The organism is Paraferrimonas sp. SM1919, assembly GCF_010993985.1.
GTDB lineage: Bacteria > Pseudomonadota > Gammaproteobacteria > Enterobacterales > Shewanellaceae > SM1919.
This window is the reverse complement of sequence record NZ_WINH01000005.1, coordinates 23938-43197: the sequence shown is the minus strand read 5'-3', so window position 1 is coordinate 43197 and position 19260 is coordinate 23938. Positions and strand designations below refer to the sequence as shown.

Genomic DNA, 19260 nt, shown 5'->3' with positions numbered 1-19260 from the left:
AAAAGCCGCCCAAATGGGCGGCAGGATAAGTAGTTCGATGACTACACCGCTTTAGAGTAACACTCATGGATATGTTCAGAGAGGGTTTTGAGCACATGATTACGAGTGATGACACCAACAAGTTGGCCGTTTTCAAGTACTGGGTAAATCTTTGGTTTGCCTTCTTGCATCAGACTTGCTACTTGCAAAATGGAATCTTCTATATCTACCGTTAACACATCAGTACGCATGATATCTTCGGCATTAGCAATCACCTCACAGTGATAAGTGGCACTGACCATTTTAGCTAAACAATCCTGCTCTGAAACAAAGCCAATAAGTGCTCCATTGAGATTAACTACCGGAGCACCCATTTGCTTAGCTTCGACCAATTTTGCAACAATTTCGGATAAAGGAGTATCAGCCTTTAGCAATAAAGGATGACGATTCATATGATCTCTTACTTTAATTGAATCCATAAACGTATTTCCCCCTAAATGATAATCATTTTAAGTGTAGCTAGGCCAAGATAGTTTTACCTAAAATATGTAGAAAAAACCAAAGGTATAAAATCTAACCGAATTCACTCATTCTTTATCAATCGTATCTGCGTACCCGATCGGCGGTGGGTTCCAATTGCGATCCATACCCGATTGACTGTGGTGCCTGCCCTTACCCATATGTTTTTCAAGGGTTTTATTAAGTTGTACGAACAGTTCTCGATAATTATTACCGTATTGTGGTTCGTCACCATCCCCTAGCCATAATGTAAACAATTCATCGTGATGCTCCGCTTCGACTTCTTTAAACAAAGACGCTTGAGTATAAGCATGGTAAGGATGGTATCCCACTTGTTCTAAAGTTTGTTTCCCAGCCTCCAAGGCTGAATAATAAGTTTCGGAAATAATAGTATCAGCGCCACTGCGCTCTAATTGATAACCGTGACCTCTATCAAAACTTCGGGCAATCACCTTAACCTTAGGATGGGTTCGTTTGACATATTGAGTCAATTCGACCGTTTTATGGGGATCATCAAGGGCAATCACAATCGCCGCGGCTTGGTCGATACCCGCGGTATGTAAAAGATTAGGATCGGTGGCATCGCCATAGTAACTGCGAATCCCCACTGTACGCATCCGTTCGATTAAACTCACCTGAGAATCAATCGCGACACAGGGCACCTCATTAGCCACCAATAACCGATTGACAATCTGTCCAAAACGACCGACACCGGCGATGATCACTGTGCCTTTTTCAGTAATGGTATCCGCCTCTCGCGCTTCTTCTTTGGCCACATACCTAGGCACGATGACTTTCTGGTAGAAAATAAACAATAGCGGCGTCAATAACATAGACATGGCCACTACCAAAGATAAGGTCTGCCCAAGCTCATGACTAATAATTGAATTAGTTAAGGTATAACTGATTAACACAAAACCAAATTCACCTGCTTGAGCCAAACACAGTGAAATCAACCAGCGATCGCTGCCCTTAATCGCAAACACGGGGGCTAGGAACCAAATTACCAGCCCCTTAATGGCCATCAACCCAAGGGTTAACCCAATAATTAAGCCAAAGTCAGCCAGCAGGCTATCAATGGCAATACCTGCACCAACGGTAATAAAGAATAAACCAAGCAATAAGCCCTTAAACGGCTCTAGGTTAGCTTCAAGTTCATGGCGAAATTCTGAGTTCGCTAATACAACCCCAGCTAAAAAAGTCCCCAGTGCAGCCGACAACCCAACTAGGTTCATTAACGCCGCAATACCAATCACTAACATTAAACTGGCAGCAGTGAAGATCTCACGGCTGCCCCAGTTAGCAATGAATCGAAATAGTGGCCTAGATAAATAATGACCGGCCACAATCACCCCCCCAATCGCGGCAATCACCACCAGTGCATGCCCCCAACTAGGTAAATGGGCGACTAACGACAAACTTTGATGGTGTTCGGCAGCCTCCTTAAGATTGTTGCCCGCTTGCATTAATTCAGGGATGGCCAACAACGGTAATAGCGCCAACATGGGAATCACAGCAATATCTTGGAACAGCAAAACACTAAAGGCCCCTTGCCCACCTTCCACCTTATTCAGGCCTTTTTCCGCCAGAGATTGCAAGACAATAGCGGTGGAAGATAATGCCAGTAATAAGCCAACCGCTATTGCACTTTGCCAGGCAACACCAACAATTACACATAGTCCTGTAATCACCGCGGCTGATAAACCTAACTGTAATCCACCCAGTCCGAATAAACGACCACGCATTTGCCACAACTTTTGCGGCTCAAGTTCTAATCCCACTAAGAACAGCATCATCACCACACCAAATTCAGCGAAATGTTGAATAGAGGTGGTGTCATTACCAAACATTTCAATCATAGGGCCAATGGCCAAGCCTGCAATTAGGTAACCTAAAACTGAGCCAAGACCAAGTCTATTAGCTAGGGGAACGGCAATAACTGCCGCGACCATATACAACAGCACATTTAAAAACAACTCAGTCATTATTATGCTCCTTAATGATCTGCCCATTAATCGGGGTACTGTTATCAAGCGGGCTAAAATCTTCTGTATTGACTAAATATTCTAAGAATTGCTGCCATTGAGCAATCACCTCTGCTACTTTGTGTTTTGCATCAAAGCTACGGGCATTTGTAATTTGAAAGTGTGGCAGCCAAACCATAGAGCACAGTTTACTGGTTTGTTTTAATGGCAGTAAAAAATCGCTTATCGGATGTTGGTTAATGCCATCAGCAATGTAAGCAGAATCTTTACCACCAGCTGTCAGAGCACATACAAACTTTTTGTCTAATAATGCTTTACCCTCATGGCCATAGGCAAAACCGTATTCAAGTACCAGATCCTGCCACTCTTTTAATATTGATGGAGTGGAATACCAGTAAAAAGGAAATTGAAGCAACACGATGTCATGTTCAAGTAACAGTGTTTGTTGGGCATCTACATCGATGCGGTGATCAGGGTATAACGCGTATAGATCGACACAGGTTATCCCTTGTACAGCCTGTGCATGCTGAAACATTTTAACGTTAAGACGTGAATGTTTCTGGTTTGGATGAGCAAACAGCAATAAAACACGATTAGCCAAGGACAACTCCTGTTACTTTTGAAAATAATCGATTACTATTTATCTTAACTCATTTATAAATCTACGAAATAAATTTTCTGGACCGTGATGAAATTTAGACTTGCTTTGACAGTTTTGTTGCTACTTCACGCCTTTGCTGGATTCACAGTCGAGAACAAAACTGCCGCACCTAATTTAGAATTCACGATAGCAGGTGCAGATCAAACTCTCGCCAATAACATCAAAGCCCATTTAGGCGCTCTACCCACTAATGTAAACCAAAGAAACAATTTCATATTCTCTGTTGAAAAAAAAATGCCAGAAGCATTCCAATCTCTCGGTTATTATCAAGGAGAATTTAAAACCGAGTTAGACCAAAGTAATGAGTTATGGAAACTTCATATCATCATATCCACAGGCCCTCGAACCACCATTGAGTGGGTTAAAATATCAATTGAAGGTGAAGCTGAGTCTGATCCGGATTTTGATAAATTACTCGATAAAGTCAACATCAAACCAGGAATGGGGCTTAACCATGGCAGCTATGAAACGCTGAAATCTAAAATACAGTCACTAGGGTTAACCAAGGGATATTTCAATGGTAAATTCATTGAACAACAACTAAGAGTGAATCGCTTGACCCAACAAGCACAAATACTCCTTCATTACGACAGTGGCAAACGGGCCCGTATTGGTCGAGTAAGCTTCTTTGGGAGTAGCTTGGATGAGCAGCTGTTAAATAATCTTGTCCCCTTCAAGTTTGATAGTCCCTATTCGAGTCGTGCCGTTTCAAAACTCAATCAAGCATTAGTCAAAACCAATTACTTCAGCTCTATTAAAGTGTTACCACTTATAGATGAACAAAACCAAGGTCGTATACCCATTAAAGTAGATCTGCAGGACAAGCCCGATCATTCATTGGAGCTAGGTCTCGGTGCCTCAACTGATGACGGTCCTCGTTTTACCACGACCTGGCGAACACCATCGATTAATGAGCAAGGTCACCGCCAACAAACGACTTTAGAATTATCTCAAAGACCTAAAGTGCAGAGCATCTATACTATTCCATTAACACACGCCAATGATGACCTACTTAATTTTTATGCCAGTTATACAAATAATAAATACGGCCTAATTCAGACACTTAACGATAATGGTGAATTTGATGGCAACACTCGCCGTCAATCAGATCTATTCAAGATTGGCAGTTCTAGGCAATACCAATTAGATAATGAGTGGCTTTTTTCCTATTACATCGAGGCTGCAAAAGAGAATTACACAGAAGACAATATCAATTATTCACCTTTTTATGCTTATCCTGGATTAACTTTTTCAAAGGTATATCGTGGCGATGCAAGTCTCGATCCTGCCTCTGGTTATCGACAACATTACCGTGTTGATTACGCGGATCCCTTTTGGGGCTCAAAAACTAGGCTCATCAGACTTGATGTGAGTGGCAAATGGATAAACACCTTTAATCGCAGGCACCGTGTTGTATTAAAAGGAGAAGCTGGAATTAATTTGGTTAATGATCAAGAAGTCAATCAAGTGATCCCTTCGCTACGATTTTATGCGGGTGGCGATAACTCCATTCGGGGCTTCGAGCGAAATGAACTTGGACCAAGTATTGGCCGCATTGACCCATCAGATGGCACTGTCTATCGGGAGATCATTGGTGGCCGTTATAAATTAGTGGCAAGTGCCGAATACCAGTACTATTTAAATTCTGAATGGCGAGTAGCGGGGTTTGTTGATGGTGGTAATGCTTTTAACAGCCATGAGTTTGATCCTATTGTTTCCGTTGGCAGTGGTATTCACTGGATTTCCCCCATTGGCCCAATCAAATTAGATCTCGGTGTCGGTGTCGTTGGGGTAAGCGAACGAAGTCAACGCCCTTGGCGCGTCCATCTTGTAATTGGTTCCGAACTATAATGATAAAACTACTCAAAGCAATTGTACTGTTACTGTTCACAAGCTTAGTGGCAATCACGTTGTTGATATACACCAATATCGGTAATCAAATACTACTAAAGACCATCAACGCCTTACCCTTGGGGATCGCAATTGAATATCAATCTGGTACCCTCAATCAAGATTTAAAATTAACTAGGTTTCATTATGCTGATGAAGAACTGGCCATCATCATTGATAATATTGATTTAGACCTACAACTAAGTTGCCTGTACCGATTCAAAATTTGTGTTAATTCAATTCAAGCTCAGCAATTGCTGCTTACTTTAGAAGATAACCAAAACCAAGCGGACATCAACTCTGAGCAATCTAGCATTGATGCAAATCATGCCAATGACGCATTTTTTGGTTTTAATTTGACTGCTGAATATATTCAACTGGCACAAGCGCAGCTGACTATTTATCAAGACCAATACCATATTAAAGGGCTACAAGGGGGGATTAACATCACTCCTGATGGGCTAATCGTCAAACATTTACACAGCCAATTCTTTAGCTTACAAATTGCCCAAACGCCAACACCAAAGACGATCAATGCAAACCTTGAGCAACAATTACAACAAACGATAGCTCTTAATGGGGTTGAACTAGAATTTGCCCTTGATGTTGAACAAGCCCGTATTGAACAATTTGATTTAATTCTCGATAACAAGTTAACTTTCAGTAATGTTGATTTGATGGCCCATTGGCAGGGCTATCAACTGGATGCTCATAAACTCAATTTTAACTGGAATGGCATTGAAATAGCCGCACAGCAGCGCTTGATATTTGATCGGGACTATCCATTAGTCGGTACACTCTCTTTATCTTCCCCCAATTATGGCCAATGGTTCGAAAGTATCGATATAAGTAATAAAGGTGACTTTTCAACACTTTTTGTCGATGTTGACTCTGTCGGTAAAATCACAGCTAAGGCCACTGGTGCGCTCAGTTTAATCACTGCAGATCTTCCCTTTAATGCTAAAGTCACCTTACCTAAATTAACGCTATCACAACCACAAGATATTACCTTCAGTGAGATTGATTTATCAATAAATGGCGATCTGAACAGCCAAAGTGTGCAGTTTATCGGGGATAGTGTTTTGTTCCAAACACAATCAAAGCCTATCAGAATCAGTGGCATACTCACTCACAATCAAGACATGCTTAGCTTATCGCAAGCACAATTAACGCTGGATCAGGGCAAGCTTGATTTTAGTGGCAATTACAGTTTAAAAGACAACAGCGCGGTCATCGCTGTTCTTTTTAAAGAGGCTAATTTACAGGAGTTCGCGCCATGGTTGCCTGAGGTTATCAATGGCCAAGCCGACATCAGTCAATTAGCCAGCCCTGGCGCTCTAACATTCAATGCACAGTTTGTAAATTCGAGCTATCGCTCAGTGCCATGGCAAAGCCAAATCAGTGTCGATATTAATAATGATTTATCCCAGTTCAAGGTGAATCAATTTGATTTTAGTTACGGTGGCAATCTTGTAAGCGTGGTGGGTGAAAAGCGCAATAAATGGGACTTGCTGGTTGATGCGCAATTGTTAAATGTGGATTCATTAAGACCTTTAGGCCTGCCACTTAGTGCCGGACAAGGTCAAATTAGCGCCTCTTTATTAGGTGAACAACCCTTACCCCTAGTCACCGTTAACGGTGATTTAAATGGCATCAGCTATCCCGACCTTTTGATTAACAAACTATCTCTAACTGCAAAACTTGATCTAAATAAAAATGATTATTATCTGGATGTAAATGCCGTTGATTACCGCTTATTTGAAGTATCACAACAGCAATTTGGTTTGATCAGCCGCGGTAATTTAAATCAACAACATTCCAGTATCACTACCAGTGGGCAAATCACCCTAGACACCAACATCCAGACACGTTATGACAATGATGAGATCCATGCTCAGTTTAATCAACTGACAATCAACACAGCCCAAAAGCCCTTCAAATTACAAGCGCCCTTAGAGACACGATTTAATCTAAAAAATTATAATTTTTATGCCAATAAGAATTGTCTGAACCATGAAAAAATTCAATTGTGTTTACAACAACCTCTGCAATGGGCTGAACAGAGGAACATGGTTGTCAGTATTAACGGTGATATAGAGGAATTAAACAACAACCTTCCTAATCAGCCTTATCAACTCACTGGTAACGTTAATGGCCATTTAAAGGCACAATGGTTAAAAGGCCAATCCCCAGAAACCGACCTGAAATTAACCATCCTTGATGGCAGCATTAAAAACACCGTCATCGATAAATCGATAGCTTTTGACCAATTAGAATTAGTAGCCCATGGACACAAAGTTATCAGCACTGCGCTATCCATAAAAAAAGCGGAACAATTAATTACATCAAAATTCACTGTCTCGGATGACCAACAAAGGCAGATCAATGGTAGTTTCCATGCCGAAAATATTGAACTTGAACCAATGCTAGCCTTAAGCAGTCAATTGCAGAGTTTAAAAGGGACACTTAATGCCAGTAGTCAATTTAGCGGGCCGCTTAATAACCCAGTAATCACCGGTAATATCACCCTTAGAAATGGAGAGTTAACACTGCTCGATAACCCAAGTCAAATGGCTAATATCAATTTAGATCTTAACTTCATTGAAGAAGCAGCAGGCTTAAAAGGTAGCGCCAATATGGGGGAAGGCAAACTCAATATTATTGGGGAGATTATCTGGCCTAATCAAAAGATTGATGGCTACATAAAACTAGAGGGCAACAATCTAGAAGTGTCCAGCCCGCCAATAGCTGCTTTTAAAATTGATCCTAAGCTCAGATTTGACATAGTGGAAAATGGCATTTCAGCAACAGGTACCATTGATGCCCATACAGGCATTATTCAACTAGTCAGTCTCCCTGAAGGTGGCGTTGCTGTCAGTGGTGATGTGATTTATCTCGATAATGTTGAGGTCGACCAAGCTAATTTGATGATACCAATATTTGCCGACGTCAATATAAATGTAGGTCCTGACATCAAAATCGAAGGTTTTGGTTTAAACGGAGAACTGTTAGGTAAGCTGACATACAGGCAAGAGCAATCTAATGTACCTTTACTGTTTGGTGACATACGAGTCGCAAAAGGTAATTATCAAATATTAGGCCAAACCCTTAATATCCCCCGAGGGGAAATCCAGTTCTCAGGCCCTTTAGAGCTACCATCACTTAACATTGAAGCAAGTAAAAAGATCCTCAAAAGCGATATTATTGTTGGGGTTAGGATAAGTGGCACTCCCCAAACTCCAAATGTCATCTTTTTCAGTGATCCAGCCATGGAGCAAGCGGAAATATTATCCTACATAGTCAATGGTCGAGGGTTGAATGCCAACAAATCTGACAACTCTATGTTAGCAGGAGCGGCACTTTCTTTTGGTCAACAAAGTTCACTTATGTCAGGAATAGGTAATACCGCTTCACAATTAGTCGAAAGTATCGGCTTTTCAAATGTTGAATTAGATTCAAATGATGATGGTAGAGTTGCGGTATCGGGTTACATAGGTGAAAATCTTATGGTTAAATACGGTATGGGCGTTTTTAAGAGTGAAAATCAGCTTAGCGCTCGATATTTTCTACTTAAAAACTGGTACCTCGAAGTCATTTCAAAATCAATTGAAAGCTCAGTAGACATGTACTACAACTTCGATATTAATACTTCTGATAATTAAAGGATTTTTCATGGCACAATTACTTCACACCATGATTCGCGTAGGTGATCTGCAACGTTCAATTGATTTTTATACCCAAGTGCTAGGCATGAATTTACTCAGGAAAAGTGAAAACACTGAATATCAATATACACTGGCTTTTGTTGGTTACGGTGAAGAAAAAGACGGTGCTGCAGTTATTGAGTTAACCTACAACTGGGGGGTAAGCGAATATGAATTAGGCACAGGTTTTGGTCATCTGGCTATTAGCGTTGCTGATGCCTATAAAGCTTGTGAAGATATTGCAGCTAATGGTGGCAAGGTTACTCGTGCTGCTGGTCCCGTAGCTGGTGGTAAAACCGTGATCGCTTTTGTTGAGGATCCCGATGGCTATAAGATCGAACTCATTGAAAAGAAATATGCGGATCAAGCTTTAGGTTGATGTTTACATCAGACAGATCTTCGGATCTGTTTGATTTCTATCTAAATTTTTCTAGCCTTTTAATTACAAATTGTTAATATAAAGTTGCTTTAAATAGTTACCAAGGATTGTAGGTGAAAAAGTATTTACTTTTATTAATTTTTTATTTTGTTGTCCACCCCACAAGTGCTGCAGTCTCTTTATCAACCTTGCTGATGTACACTGAACAAAATGCAAAGTTGACCTTTTCAATCTTTGAGCCACAACAAAATCCGCTCAAATCTGCCGTATTAATGCTTCATGGAGGCGATTGGCAGAATGGTTCTACTAAAGACATCAAAACCTTAGCGCAAAACTTGGCTGAGAGTGGTTTATTAGTTGTTACTATGAATTATCGACTTTCCAGCCATCATAACAAGATCAGTCCTGCTGATTCTTTTGTGGATATTTGTTTTGGTTTAAGCTGGCTTAAAGAGCACAGTGATCAGTTCAATTTTAGTAAAGAAAAAGTTGCCTTATTTGGCATTGATGCAAGCGCTCAACTTGCTAGCTTAGCAGGCTCTAAAGGTTGCGGTAAACAATATCATAGCGCCAATAATGGTGGACCAAATTTAATGGTTTTACTCTCTCCGGCGTTAAAAATAACTCAAGATCAGAGGTTTAAGGAATTTTTACCGAGCATTGGCGCACAGATGCTCAATTCACCTTTTAGTTATTTAAGGAGCAATATGCCTCCAACTTTGATACTTCAGGGTCAAGTTGATGAAATTACACCACTTGCCCAGAGCCAAGATTTTTGTCATCAAATGTTGTTATTGAAAAATAGTTGTCACCTAGAGATATTTGAAAACCGTGGTCACTTACTCGAAACAAACCATCAAAATAAACGCAATCATATGGATAATTTGTCTGAAGCTTCAATCCATTTAATCATGCCGAAATTGCAGGAATTCTTAATTAAGTATGGCTTTTTAAAAACCTAAAATAGGCCATACTTAATCACTAGAATCACTTTTGGATAAAACTATGTCTGTCAACGCACTTTACTTTGCCGACACCGTTAGGCGTGGTGAATTAAGTTTAATCAATGATCTAAACATTCCAAGCTATGCTTTAATGGAAAAAGCTGGTACTCAGTTATGGCAAAATATAACTGAGCTTTATCCAGAGATTAAACATTTAACCATCGTTTGCGGCAAAGGAAATAATGCCGGAGATGGCTATGTACTGGCCAGACTTGCCGTCAATGCCGGTAAAACCGTTGTTATTGTGAATACAGGTGAGCCTAAGTCAGGTTCAGATGCTGCGACAGCAAAAAGTAATCTTGATGCGCTATCCCCTCCCCACTTTAGTTATCAGGCGACATTACCCCATCAAACTGACCTTATTATTGATGCACTTATAGGGACCGGCTTTGAGTTACGTGCTGATAGCCCTTTTCAACAATTAATCGCCGCAATGAATAACCATCGCGCCCCTACCCTTGCCGTTGATGTTCCTTCGGGCTTAAATCCAGATACAGGTTATCCCCAAGCTGTTTGCGTTAAAGCGAAACATACGATTACCTTTATTGTCTATAAACAGGGGTTATTTACGGGCAAAGCCAGGGATTATTGTGGTGATATCATCCTTGCTGATTTGGACTTAAGATTACAATTTGAACTGCTTTACCCAAGTGATGCAGATCTGGCCACAGACAAGGTATTAGGGTTATTAAAACAAAGGGATGAAACTGCCCATAAAGGCAGTAATGGTCGCGCAGTAATTATTGGCGGTAATCGGTCTTATGCAGGAGCCGCTAGTTTAGCAACCAAGGCTGCCAGCTTTTGTGGTGCGGGGCTAGTCAGCTGTTGTGTGCACCCGGATTCTGTCGCCATCGTCGCCAGTAATAATATTGAATCAATGTGTCACTCATTACTGTTCAATTCGGACTCAAATCATCGAATAAATAAATTGTTAACCAAAGCCAATGCTATTGTTATCGGCCCTGGACTTGATCAAGATGAATGGGCTCAGCAGAGTCTTGATTTAGTCATTTCATCAATAAAACCTGAGCAAACATTAATCATAGATGCTGATGCACTTAACCTAATTGCCAAGCGAGAAAACATTCGCTTTAGCCATAATGTCATTATCACCCCCCATCCTGGAGAAGCCGCCCGCTTATTAAACTGTAGCTTAGATGAAATTGATAAAAATCGCTTTCTTGCTTGTAAACGAATACAGCAAAAATACGGCTGCACCGTTATCCTAAAGGGACCTGGCACCGTTATATTTGATGGTTTTAAACATTTTGTCTGTCATGCTGGCAACCCTGGAATGGCTTCAGGGGGCATGGGGGATGTACTAACAGGGGTGATAGCAGCGTTAAGTGCCCAAGGATACCCACCAGAATTAGCAGCCCAAATTGGTGTCTGTCTGCATTCTATGGCTGCTGATAAAGCAGCCAACCAACAAGGACAAATTGGCTTACTTGCCTCTGAAATCATGCCTTATATCAGAGAGTTAATTAACATAAATGCCAATTAAAATTCACATTTTGCCTCAAAAGTAATCCTTTGCTTTGAATCAGGATGGGTAATGGTTAATGTATGTGCATGCAAATACAATCTGTCAGACTTAAGCCCATACAGACTATCCCCTTTAATGGGGGTATTTAGACCTAATTTATGAGCACAATGCATACGCAATTGATGGGTTCTACCAGTATATGGCTCTAACCATAGCTTGGTATTTTGCTGTTGATATTCGATCACTCGGTAAAGGCTTCGAGCCGGTTTACCATAGTCAAAACAGACCAGTTGTCTAGGACGGTCATCAGGATCTCCCCTTAAAGGCAAATTTACCTCTCCAGATTTGGTTGGCACCTGCCCTTCAACTATCGCAAGATAACTTTTCTTGATGGTTCGATCTAAAAATTGCTTTTGCAAGTGTAAATGCGCTGACTTTGTTAATGCCAAAATCATGATACCGGAAGTCGCCATATCAAGGCGATGCAGTAATACCGCCCCCTCGGCATTTGGGAACTTAGCCAACACTCGATTAAATACCGAGTCTTTAATATGCTTGCCAGGTACCGATAACAAACCCGCAGGTTTATTCACCACCACGAGGTGGTCATCTTCATAGATGTATTCTAAAACCTTTTTTTCTGCAGGATTCGTTAATAGCGGATCTTCATCAACGGCTAGCCCTTGCAGCATATGACCCAAAATAGGCTTACACTTGCCAATACACGCAGGATAATATTGTTTATGACGACGTATTTCCGACTTGGGTGACTGTCCCCACCAAAACTCAGCCAAAGCAATTGGCTTAAGTTGGTTTAGATAAGCAAACTGCAGTAACTTTACGGCAGCGCACTCCCCAGCACCTGCAGGTGGTTTACCGGTTAAGCTGTCTTTGAATAGTGTATCAATAGCGGCATAGTTACCGTTGGCATCCACAAATTTGTAATTATCAAACAAGCGCTGCTGAAGTTGATTAGAAAACGCTTTTCTTTGGGTTTTTAACTGATTAATTTGATTGCTGAACTGGCTAAGTTGTTTTTCTTGTTGTGCGATTTGTTGTTGTTGAGCCTGCTGCCAAAGCTGGAATGCTTTCTTAGCTTCCACAGACTCGCGACTCATTTGTATGCCAACGTCTTTTATTTGCTTTGGATCTCCTAGTTGTTGCACCTGTTGACGTTTAAGCTTTCTGATCTTTTTAGCGGCAATCATCTGTTCTCTTTTTTGTTGCAGATGTTGTTCGTATTGTTCCACGGCTTGGGCATAAGCCTTTGTTGCTGCAATGTATGATGGGCATAAAGTAGCCTGTGAAATTTGTGCAGACAACTGCTGTAAGTATTGCTGACCTTCTATGAAAAAACTGCCTTGAGTCAACATATCAAACACTGGCGGCACAAACCCAGCGAGATGATTGGAGCCTGCCAGCTTGCCAGAATATGCCCTAAGGTAATATAAACGCTGTTGGCTATCTTGAACCACCAACACCCCAAACATCTTGCCAATAGATTGGGGGCTGCCACTGGTAAATTCCTGACTCAAGATTGGGTCAATCAGCAAATGTTGCATTAACTGTTCACTGGCTAAAATGCTGCTAGGGTGAGGCTGGTAATAAAATGGATAAGTAAATTTTTGTGGTAAATCGCTGGCATTGTAACCAAGTGGGAACAGGTAATTGCTTAAAACAGTCATATTGCAAGTAAACAAAAAATTTGCACAAGAATAGCACGAATTCAAAGATAAGGGGCAAAGGTTCTGTCGTCAATGGCTGATAGAGAGGATATAAAGTGATCTATTAGCCACTATGGGCAGTATCAAAGCTGACGACGAAATAGATTTAGGAGTCAGTATGAACATTCAGCAGGCCATTCTAGTTGCAACTATGATAGTCGCTATCGCAGCTTGCAACCATAGTGATAATGACGATATCGCAAGCCCTACTTCACCCCCTACCACTTTTACAAATCTTCAAGTTATCCATCTCGGTGCTGACGCACCAGCTGTTAATATCACCGCCGATGGTGGTAATTTAGTCGAAGCCCTTGATTTTGCCATGACATCAGGAAATCTTAATGTTGCTGCACGCAGCTATAACATTGGCGTTGATGCTAGGCTAGCAGACATGTCGACGGCGAATGTATTATCAACAAATATGACCCTTGAGGATGACACTCATTATATTGTCGCCGCGGTTGGCTCAGTGAATAATGATACTCTCAACCTTAAAGTTATTGAAAACCCAATCACAGACATTGCCAGCGGTTATGCCCGGGTTCAAGTTCTGCATGCCACTGAAGGGGCTCCAACTGTTGATATTTACGTTTCTGCTCCAGGAGATGACATTGCGGTACTGACCCCAACGGTGACCGCCGGTTATTTAGATGCAACAGGCCAAATGGAGTTAACGGCAGGCACATATCAAATTCGCATCACGGCAACCGGAGATAAAACCGTACTGTTTGACACCGAGGTTGAACTGACAGCTGATTTTGACTACTTCTTGGCGGCAGTGCCAAATATCTATCGTGGCGATTCCCCGGTTGTGCTGAATGCGCATGTTGCCGGAACTTCACTGAAGCTATTTGATAAGATGGCGATGGCCGGCGTGAGAGCTGTACACGCCGTGGCCGACGCACCTGAGGTGGATATTATTGTCAATAATAGTATCAAAGCCTTCAATAATGTCCCTTTTAAAGCTGTCTCAGCATACGCAGAGTTAGCGGCTGGCGAATACACTTTGGATGTCGCCGCAACCTCTGATAACTCAATTCTGGCACTGGATGACGTGCCACTTAAAGTCGAAAATGGCATGTCATATACCGTGCTGGCAACGGGTAGCTTTACAAATAACGACATTGCTGCTGTATTGGTAAGCGATAAAGGTCGAACCCGCGCAACGGCAGCGATTTTAAATATTATCCATGCCTCTTATAGTGCAGGAAATGCAGATATTTACCTCACTCCATCTATGGATATCAGTGAAGCAAGCCCTGCTCTAGCCGATGTTCCTTTTAGAGCTCAATCTGGTTTTATTGAAGTTAATGCCGGCGAATACTATGTGACCGTGACGCCAACGGGCACTAAAACCGCCGCAATTGGCCCCTTAATGATTACTCTGCAAGCCAACATGCGTTATAGTATTGCCGCAGTAGATGGCGCAGTGGCTAACACATTTGATGTCATTACCTTCGATGATTTTAACAATTAAGTCTAGATACAAATAAAGCGAGCCCAATGGCGCTCGCTTATTTTATTTCAATGCCGCTATAAGGCCGCTTCGAGTTCAGGTAAAGCACTAAAAAGATCCGCTTCAAGTCCATAATCAGCAATTTGGAATATGGGCGCATCAGGATCTTTATTAATCGCGACAATGACCTTAGAATCCTTCATACCTGCTAGGTGTTGAATTGCACCAGAAATTCCTACCGCAATATACAGATCGGGAGCGACAATTTTTCCCGTTTGCCCAACCTGCATATCATTAGCGACAAAACCAGCATCAACAGCCGCACGAGAAGCACCGATAGCGGCGCCAAGTTTATCGGCTATGCCCTCAAGCAGGGCAAAATTTTCACCATTTTGCATACCACGACCACCAGATATAATGATCTTAGCGGCACCTAGCTCTGGACGTTCTGACTTTGTAAATTGATCTTCAATATGACTCGATAAGCCAGCGTCACAACTCATCTGTATGGCTTCTACGGGTGCATTATTGCCGAGTTCAGCTTTGTCAAATGCAGTAGTTCGAACCGTTAATACTTTGATGGGATCAATGGATTGAACCGTTGCAAATGCATTACCTGCATAGATTGGACGAACAAAGGTATCAGTAGATTCAATTGCCGATATGTCGGCAATCATTGAAACATCCAACAAAGCCGCCACCCTAGGCAAAAAGTTTTTACCAGTAGTTAGGGCCGCTGCCAAGATATACTGATAGTCGCTGGCCAGTTCTAGCACTAATGTAGACACATTTTCAGCAAGTTGATGTTTATAATTGATATCATCAGCCAGCAATACTTTGGAAACGCCACTGATTTTGGCAGCACTCGCCGCCACAACTTCACAATCACTACCAGCAACTAAAACGTGTACTTGCTCATCTAGCTGCACGGCAGCGGCGACAAGCTTCAATGTTTCATCTTTTAATTGTTGATTATCATGTTCGGCATAAACTAAAACACTCATGCGATCACCTTTGCTTCCGTTTTTAATTTTTCAACTAATTGGGCAACATTTTCAACCATAATACCCGCTTGTCTTTTCGCTGGTGGGGTTACCTTTAATAATTTGACTCTAGGTGCAAGGTCAACGCCAAAGCTTTCAGCAGTCACCACTTCCATAGGTTTACGCTTGGCTTTCATAATGTTTGGTAACGAAGCGTAGCGCGGCTCGTTTAACCGTAGGTCAGTGGTAATAATTGCAGGCAGCGGTAACGCTAATGTTTGCAAGCCACCGTCAACTTCACGGGTAACATGAACCACATCATCGACAATATCGACTTTAGAAGCAAACGTACCTTGGCCATAACCTAATAAAGCCGCTAACATTTGGCCTGTTTGATTATTATCATTATCGATGGCCTGTTTACCTAAAATCACCAGTCCAGGGGACTCTTGCTCGACCACCGTTTTTAGTAGCTTTGCAACATGCAAAGGTTCGAGTTGATAATCGGATTCAATATGTATTGCCCGATCTGCACCTAATGCTAGGGCGGCACGCAATTGTTCTTGGCAGGCTTTGTTACCGATAGACACGACAATAATTTCGGTGGCTTTAGCTTGCTCTTTTAAGCGCACGGCTTCTTCTACTGCTATCTCGCAAAATGGATTGATAGCCATTTTAAGGTTTGTTAAATCGACATCACTATGGTCAGGTTTGATCCTGACACTCACGTTATAATCAATGACTCGTTTAATAGGCACTAAGACTTTCATTGTTCTCTCTCTTCTCAAGCTATCAAGCCAATAAATAGGTCTGAATTCAAAGCTAAAATAGAAGTTTATTAGCTTATTACTTACTAAACATTAAAAACAAATTGAGAGCATTGACGATTGTCTATTAGGTGGGGGAATAAAATAAATAATCCCATTGGACGAACCAATGGGACATAAATGAGTCGATGAGAAAATGACTTTATGAAAGTGGACTTAAGATGATCTCTACGCGACGGTTTTGAGCTCGACCTGCTTTTGTATCATTAGAAGCAAGGGGTTGCTGAGGGCCCATACCAACAGCATGTAAACGGTTGCCTGGTAAAGAACGTCCTAAATATTGCATAACTTTGTACGCCCTAACTTCAGATAGGCTTTGGTTATAAGACTTTGACCCGGTTGAATCTGTATGACCTATGATATTTAACTTGGTTTGTTTGAATTCAGTAGCAACTTTAACAACACTATCTAAGGTTTTATAAGCAAAACTATTCAACTCTTTACCATTAACAGCAAAGGTTAAACTGTTAGGCATATTTAAAATAATTTGTTCACCCACACGGCTAACACTGACACCCGTTCCTTTTAATTCCTGACGTAATTTTGCTTCTTGCACATCCATTTGATAACCGATACCACCACCAATACCGGCACCCGCGATTGCACCAATAAGCGCCCCTTTAGTACGATCTTTCTTACTTGATGATGCGACCCCGATAACCGCGCCAGCAACGCCACCAATAATGCTGCCGGTGGTAGCTTTAGATTGCTGCTCTTCACCGGTATAAGGGTTGATGGTAGAACAACCAGAAACCAATAAACTGGTTCCAATAAGGGCTGACAGGATAATTTTATTTTTTTTCATATTTACTTCACTTACAACAAACAGATTAAGGTAATATTTCATTAATAATACGACCTACCTTAATGAAAGTTGAAGTTTAATCCTTTATTTTAATTAGTTAAAATTTTTCAATGATTGAAAGGAACTGCGCATAAAACGATTCTTTTTTTTGGCTAAAATAAAACATAAAATCAACAAATGAGTTAAAACATGAATTATTGGTTAATTAAATCTGAACCTGATGCATTTAGCATCGATGACCTTAGCAACCGCCCAAATCAAACAGAAGCTTGGGATGGGGTGAGAAATTATCAAGCTAGAAATATGATGCGAGACCAAATGCAAATTGGTGATCAAGCTTTTTTCTATCACTCTAGCTGTAAAGTGCCCGCAATCGTTGGTATCGTTGAAGTGGTAAGCCAAGCCTATGCTGATCCAAGTCAATTTGATCCAAATAGTAAATATTATGATGCTAAAAGCACTAAAGATAATCCTCGATGGCAATTGGTAGACTTTAAATTGGTTAAAAAATTTACACAAATTATCCCACTGTCAAGTATTAAAGCCGACCCAAGACTAAATGATATGCCTTTGGTCAAAAAAGGCAGCAGACTATCAATTATGCCAATTAGTGCTCAACATTGGCAAATCTTAACAGGTAATTAAATGAACCAATCGGTAACAACAGCAAACTTTAAGCACTACTTTAACGTCATGTTTTTAGGTGCATTTAATGACAATTTGTTTAAAAATGCGCTGTTGCTACTCATTGCCTTGGAGTTAACTTCATCCCCCCAAACAGCAGCACTTTACCTTAATATTGCAGCGATAAGTTTTATATTACCTTTCTTATTGTTCTCCCATTGGGCGGCTCGCTGGGCAGCCCCAATGGCCCCAGATAGGGTGATCGTTATCTGTAAAGTGCTAGAGGTTTGGATAATGTCGCTTGCTTTATTTTTTTTGATATTCCAACAATTAGAAGTTCTCTTATTGTTGTTGTTTTTTATGGGCGTTCAATCAACCTTATTTGGCCCGATAAAATTTGCTTGGTTACCAGAACTAGTCACAGAACAAAAACTGTTACAAGCCAATGCTAACGTTGAAATGGCGACTTTTATTGCAATTTTGCTTGGGTCTTTAACTGCGGCTTTATTAGTGGATTTTGCTTTCTTTAGCGTCATTGTTGGCCTTTGTTGTGTGCTGACGGCATTAATTGGGTTAACTTATGCGCGTCAATTAACCCCCTCAGCGCCTTTAGTAGAATTGCAACAAACGACTCACTCACAGCAAATAAAGCCGATTAATCTGTGGCTTATTCTAGGTTCCAGCTGGTTTTGGTTCATTGGAGCTTCACTTTTAACCCAACTGCCATTATTAAGTCATTGGTTATTCGGCCAAGGGCCAAGCGATGTCAGTTTAATCTTAATTATTTTTACATTTGGCATTATTGTGGCGGCATTGGTCTGTCATCTAATTCCCGAGCATCATCAATTACTCAATTACAGTATTGCCGGCAAGATATTGTCCTTATTTGCCCTAGCCGTTGCTGTACAATCAAACTCTAATGCAGTTTTAACTTTGACTGCATTGGCTTTTTGTAGTGGCTTTGCCGGGATCTTTGTAATTAAACTGATGACATTAATCCAAACCTATAACCCTAAGCAAAGGCGACTATTTATTATTGCCCAGGTAAACTGGTTTAATGCAGTTTTGATGCTGTTAAGCGGCATCTTTGCCATTGCTATATTGTCAGTTTTAGCCCTCGACCTAAGCCAATTTTTGTGGATTTTAGCTTTTATTAATGCTGCAATTTTGTCGCTTTGGTTATATTGGCGTCGTCGTATCAAGCTGCATATGGATACGAGTTTACAATTTTGAC

15 protein-coding genes are annotated in these 19260 nt (G+C 41.1%); 8 read left to right on the top strand and 7 right to left on the bottom strand.

Features of this window, described 5'->3' with window-relative positions; all coding sequences use genetic code 11:
- Positions 1–41 precede the first annotated feature (41 nt).
- From GFB48_RS04200 to GFB48_RS04190, 3 genes are all read right to left on the bottom strand, one after another.
- The gene (locus GFB48_RS04200; RefSeq protein ID WP_163931574.1) at positions 42–458 is read right to left on the bottom strand and encodes a CBS domain-containing protein; all 417 of its coding nucleotides are present in this window, start codon (positions 456–458) and stop codon (positions 42–44) included.
- Positions 459–566: 108 nt separating this feature from the next.
- Entirely contained in the window at positions 567–2483 is a 1917-nt protein-coding gene (locus GFB48_RS04195; protein ID WP_163931571.1) for a monovalent cation:proton antiporter-2 (CPA2) family protein, read from the bottom strand.
- A complete protein-coding gene (locus GFB48_RS04190; RefSeq protein WP_163931568.1) occupies positions 2476–3084 on the bottom strand; it encodes an NAD(P)H-dependent oxidoreductase in 609 nt (202 codons plus the stop codon). The genes GFB48_RS04195 and GFB48_RS04190 overlap by 8 nt, the downstream gene beginning before the upstream one ends.
- A gap of 87 nt (positions 3085–3171) precedes the next feature.
- On the opposite strand from GFB48_RS04190, the gene GFB48_RS04185 reads away from it, so the two are divergent.
- The 5 genes from GFB48_RS04185 to GFB48_RS04165 all read left to right on the top strand — a co-directional run bounded on the left by GFB48_RS04185 (position 3172) and on the right by GFB48_RS04165 (position 11625).
- Positions 3172–4995 carry an autotransporter assembly complex family protein gene (locus GFB48_RS04185; RefSeq protein ID WP_163931565.1) on the top strand — a complete coding sequence of 608 codons (1824 nt, stop codon included), beginning with the start codon at positions 3172–3174 and terminating at the stop codon, positions 4993–4995.
- Positions 4995–8696, top strand: coding sequence for a translocation/assembly module TamB domain-containing protein (locus GFB48_RS04180; protein WP_163931562.1), 3702 nt, complete (start codon positions 4995–4997; stop codon positions 8694–8696). Before GFB48_RS04185 ends, GFB48_RS04180 begins: the two co-directional genes overlap by 1 nt.
- Positions 8697–8706: 10 nt before the next feature.
- A complete protein-coding gene (gene gloA, locus GFB48_RS04175; protein WP_163931559.1) occupies positions 8707–9117 on the top strand; it encodes a lactoylglutathione lyase in 411 nt (136 codons plus the stop codon).
- A gap of 113 nt (positions 9118–9230) precedes the next feature.
- Positions 9231–10079 carry an alpha/beta hydrolase gene (locus GFB48_RS04170; protein ID WP_163931556.1) on the top strand — a complete coding sequence of 283 codons (849 nt, stop codon included), beginning with the start codon at positions 9231–9233 and terminating at the stop codon, positions 10077–10079.
- 43 nt (positions 10080–10122) lie between these two features.
- Positions 10123–11625: an NAD(P)H-hydrate dehydratase gene (locus tag GFB48_RS04165; RefSeq protein WP_163931553.1), complete on the top strand. Its 1503-nt coding sequence runs from the start codon at positions 10123–10125 to the stop codon at positions 11623–11625.
- On the opposite strand, the gene GFB48_RS04160 is transcribed toward GFB48_RS04165, so the two are convergent.
- Positions 11622–13292 carry an RluA family pseudouridine synthase gene (locus tag GFB48_RS04160; protein WP_163931550.1) on the bottom strand — a complete coding sequence of 557 codons (1671 nt, stop codon included), beginning with the start codon at positions 13290–13292 and terminating at the stop codon, positions 11622–11624. The two genes, GFB48_RS04165 and GFB48_RS04160, sit on opposite strands and share 4 nt — an antisense overlap.
- 157 nt (positions 13293–13449) lie before the next feature.
- Here GFB48_RS04160 and GFB48_RS04155 point away from each other — a divergent pair, with 157 nt between their 5' ends.
- Positions 13450–14808 (top strand): DUF4397 domain-containing protein, encoded by a 1359-nt coding sequence (locus GFB48_RS04155; RefSeq protein ID WP_163931547.1) that lies wholly within the window; start codon positions 13450–13452, stop codon positions 14806–14808.
- Positions 14809–14864: 56 nt separating this feature from the next.
- Here GFB48_RS04155 and GFB48_RS04150 read toward each other — a convergent pair whose 3' ends face one another.
- From GFB48_RS04150 to GFB48_RS04140, 3 genes are all read right to left on the bottom strand, one after another.
- The gene (locus GFB48_RS04150) at positions 14865–15791 is read right to left on the bottom strand and encodes an electron transfer flavoprotein subunit alpha/FixB family protein (RefSeq protein ID WP_163931544.1); all 927 of its coding nucleotides are present in this window, start codon (positions 15789–15791) and stop codon (positions 14865–14867) included.
- Positions 15788–16540, bottom strand: coding sequence for an electron transfer flavoprotein subunit beta/FixA family protein (locus tag GFB48_RS04145; RefSeq protein ID WP_163931542.1), 753 nt, complete (start codon positions 16538–16540; stop codon positions 15788–15790). Before GFB48_RS04145 ends, GFB48_RS04150 begins: the two co-directional genes overlap by 4 nt.
- 199 nt (positions 16541–16739) lie before the next feature.
- Positions 16740–17402, bottom strand: a complete 663-nt coding sequence (locus GFB48_RS04140) for an OmpA family protein (RefSeq protein WP_205597679.1) — start codon at positions 17400–17402, stop codon at positions 16740–16742.
- A 189-nt stretch (positions 17403–17591) separates the two neighbouring features.
- Between GFB48_RS04140 and GFB48_RS04135 the strand changes: the two genes are divergently transcribed.
- Positions 17592–18047 (top strand): EVE domain-containing protein, encoded by a 456-nt coding sequence (locus GFB48_RS04135; RefSeq protein WP_163931536.1) that lies wholly within the window; start codon positions 17592–17594, stop codon positions 18045–18047.
- Complete coding sequence (locus GFB48_RS04130) at positions 18048–19259, top strand: MFS transporter (RefSeq protein ID WP_163931534.1); 1212 nt, start codon at positions 18048–18050, stop codon at positions 19257–19259.
- Position 19260: the final 1 nt, after the last annotated feature.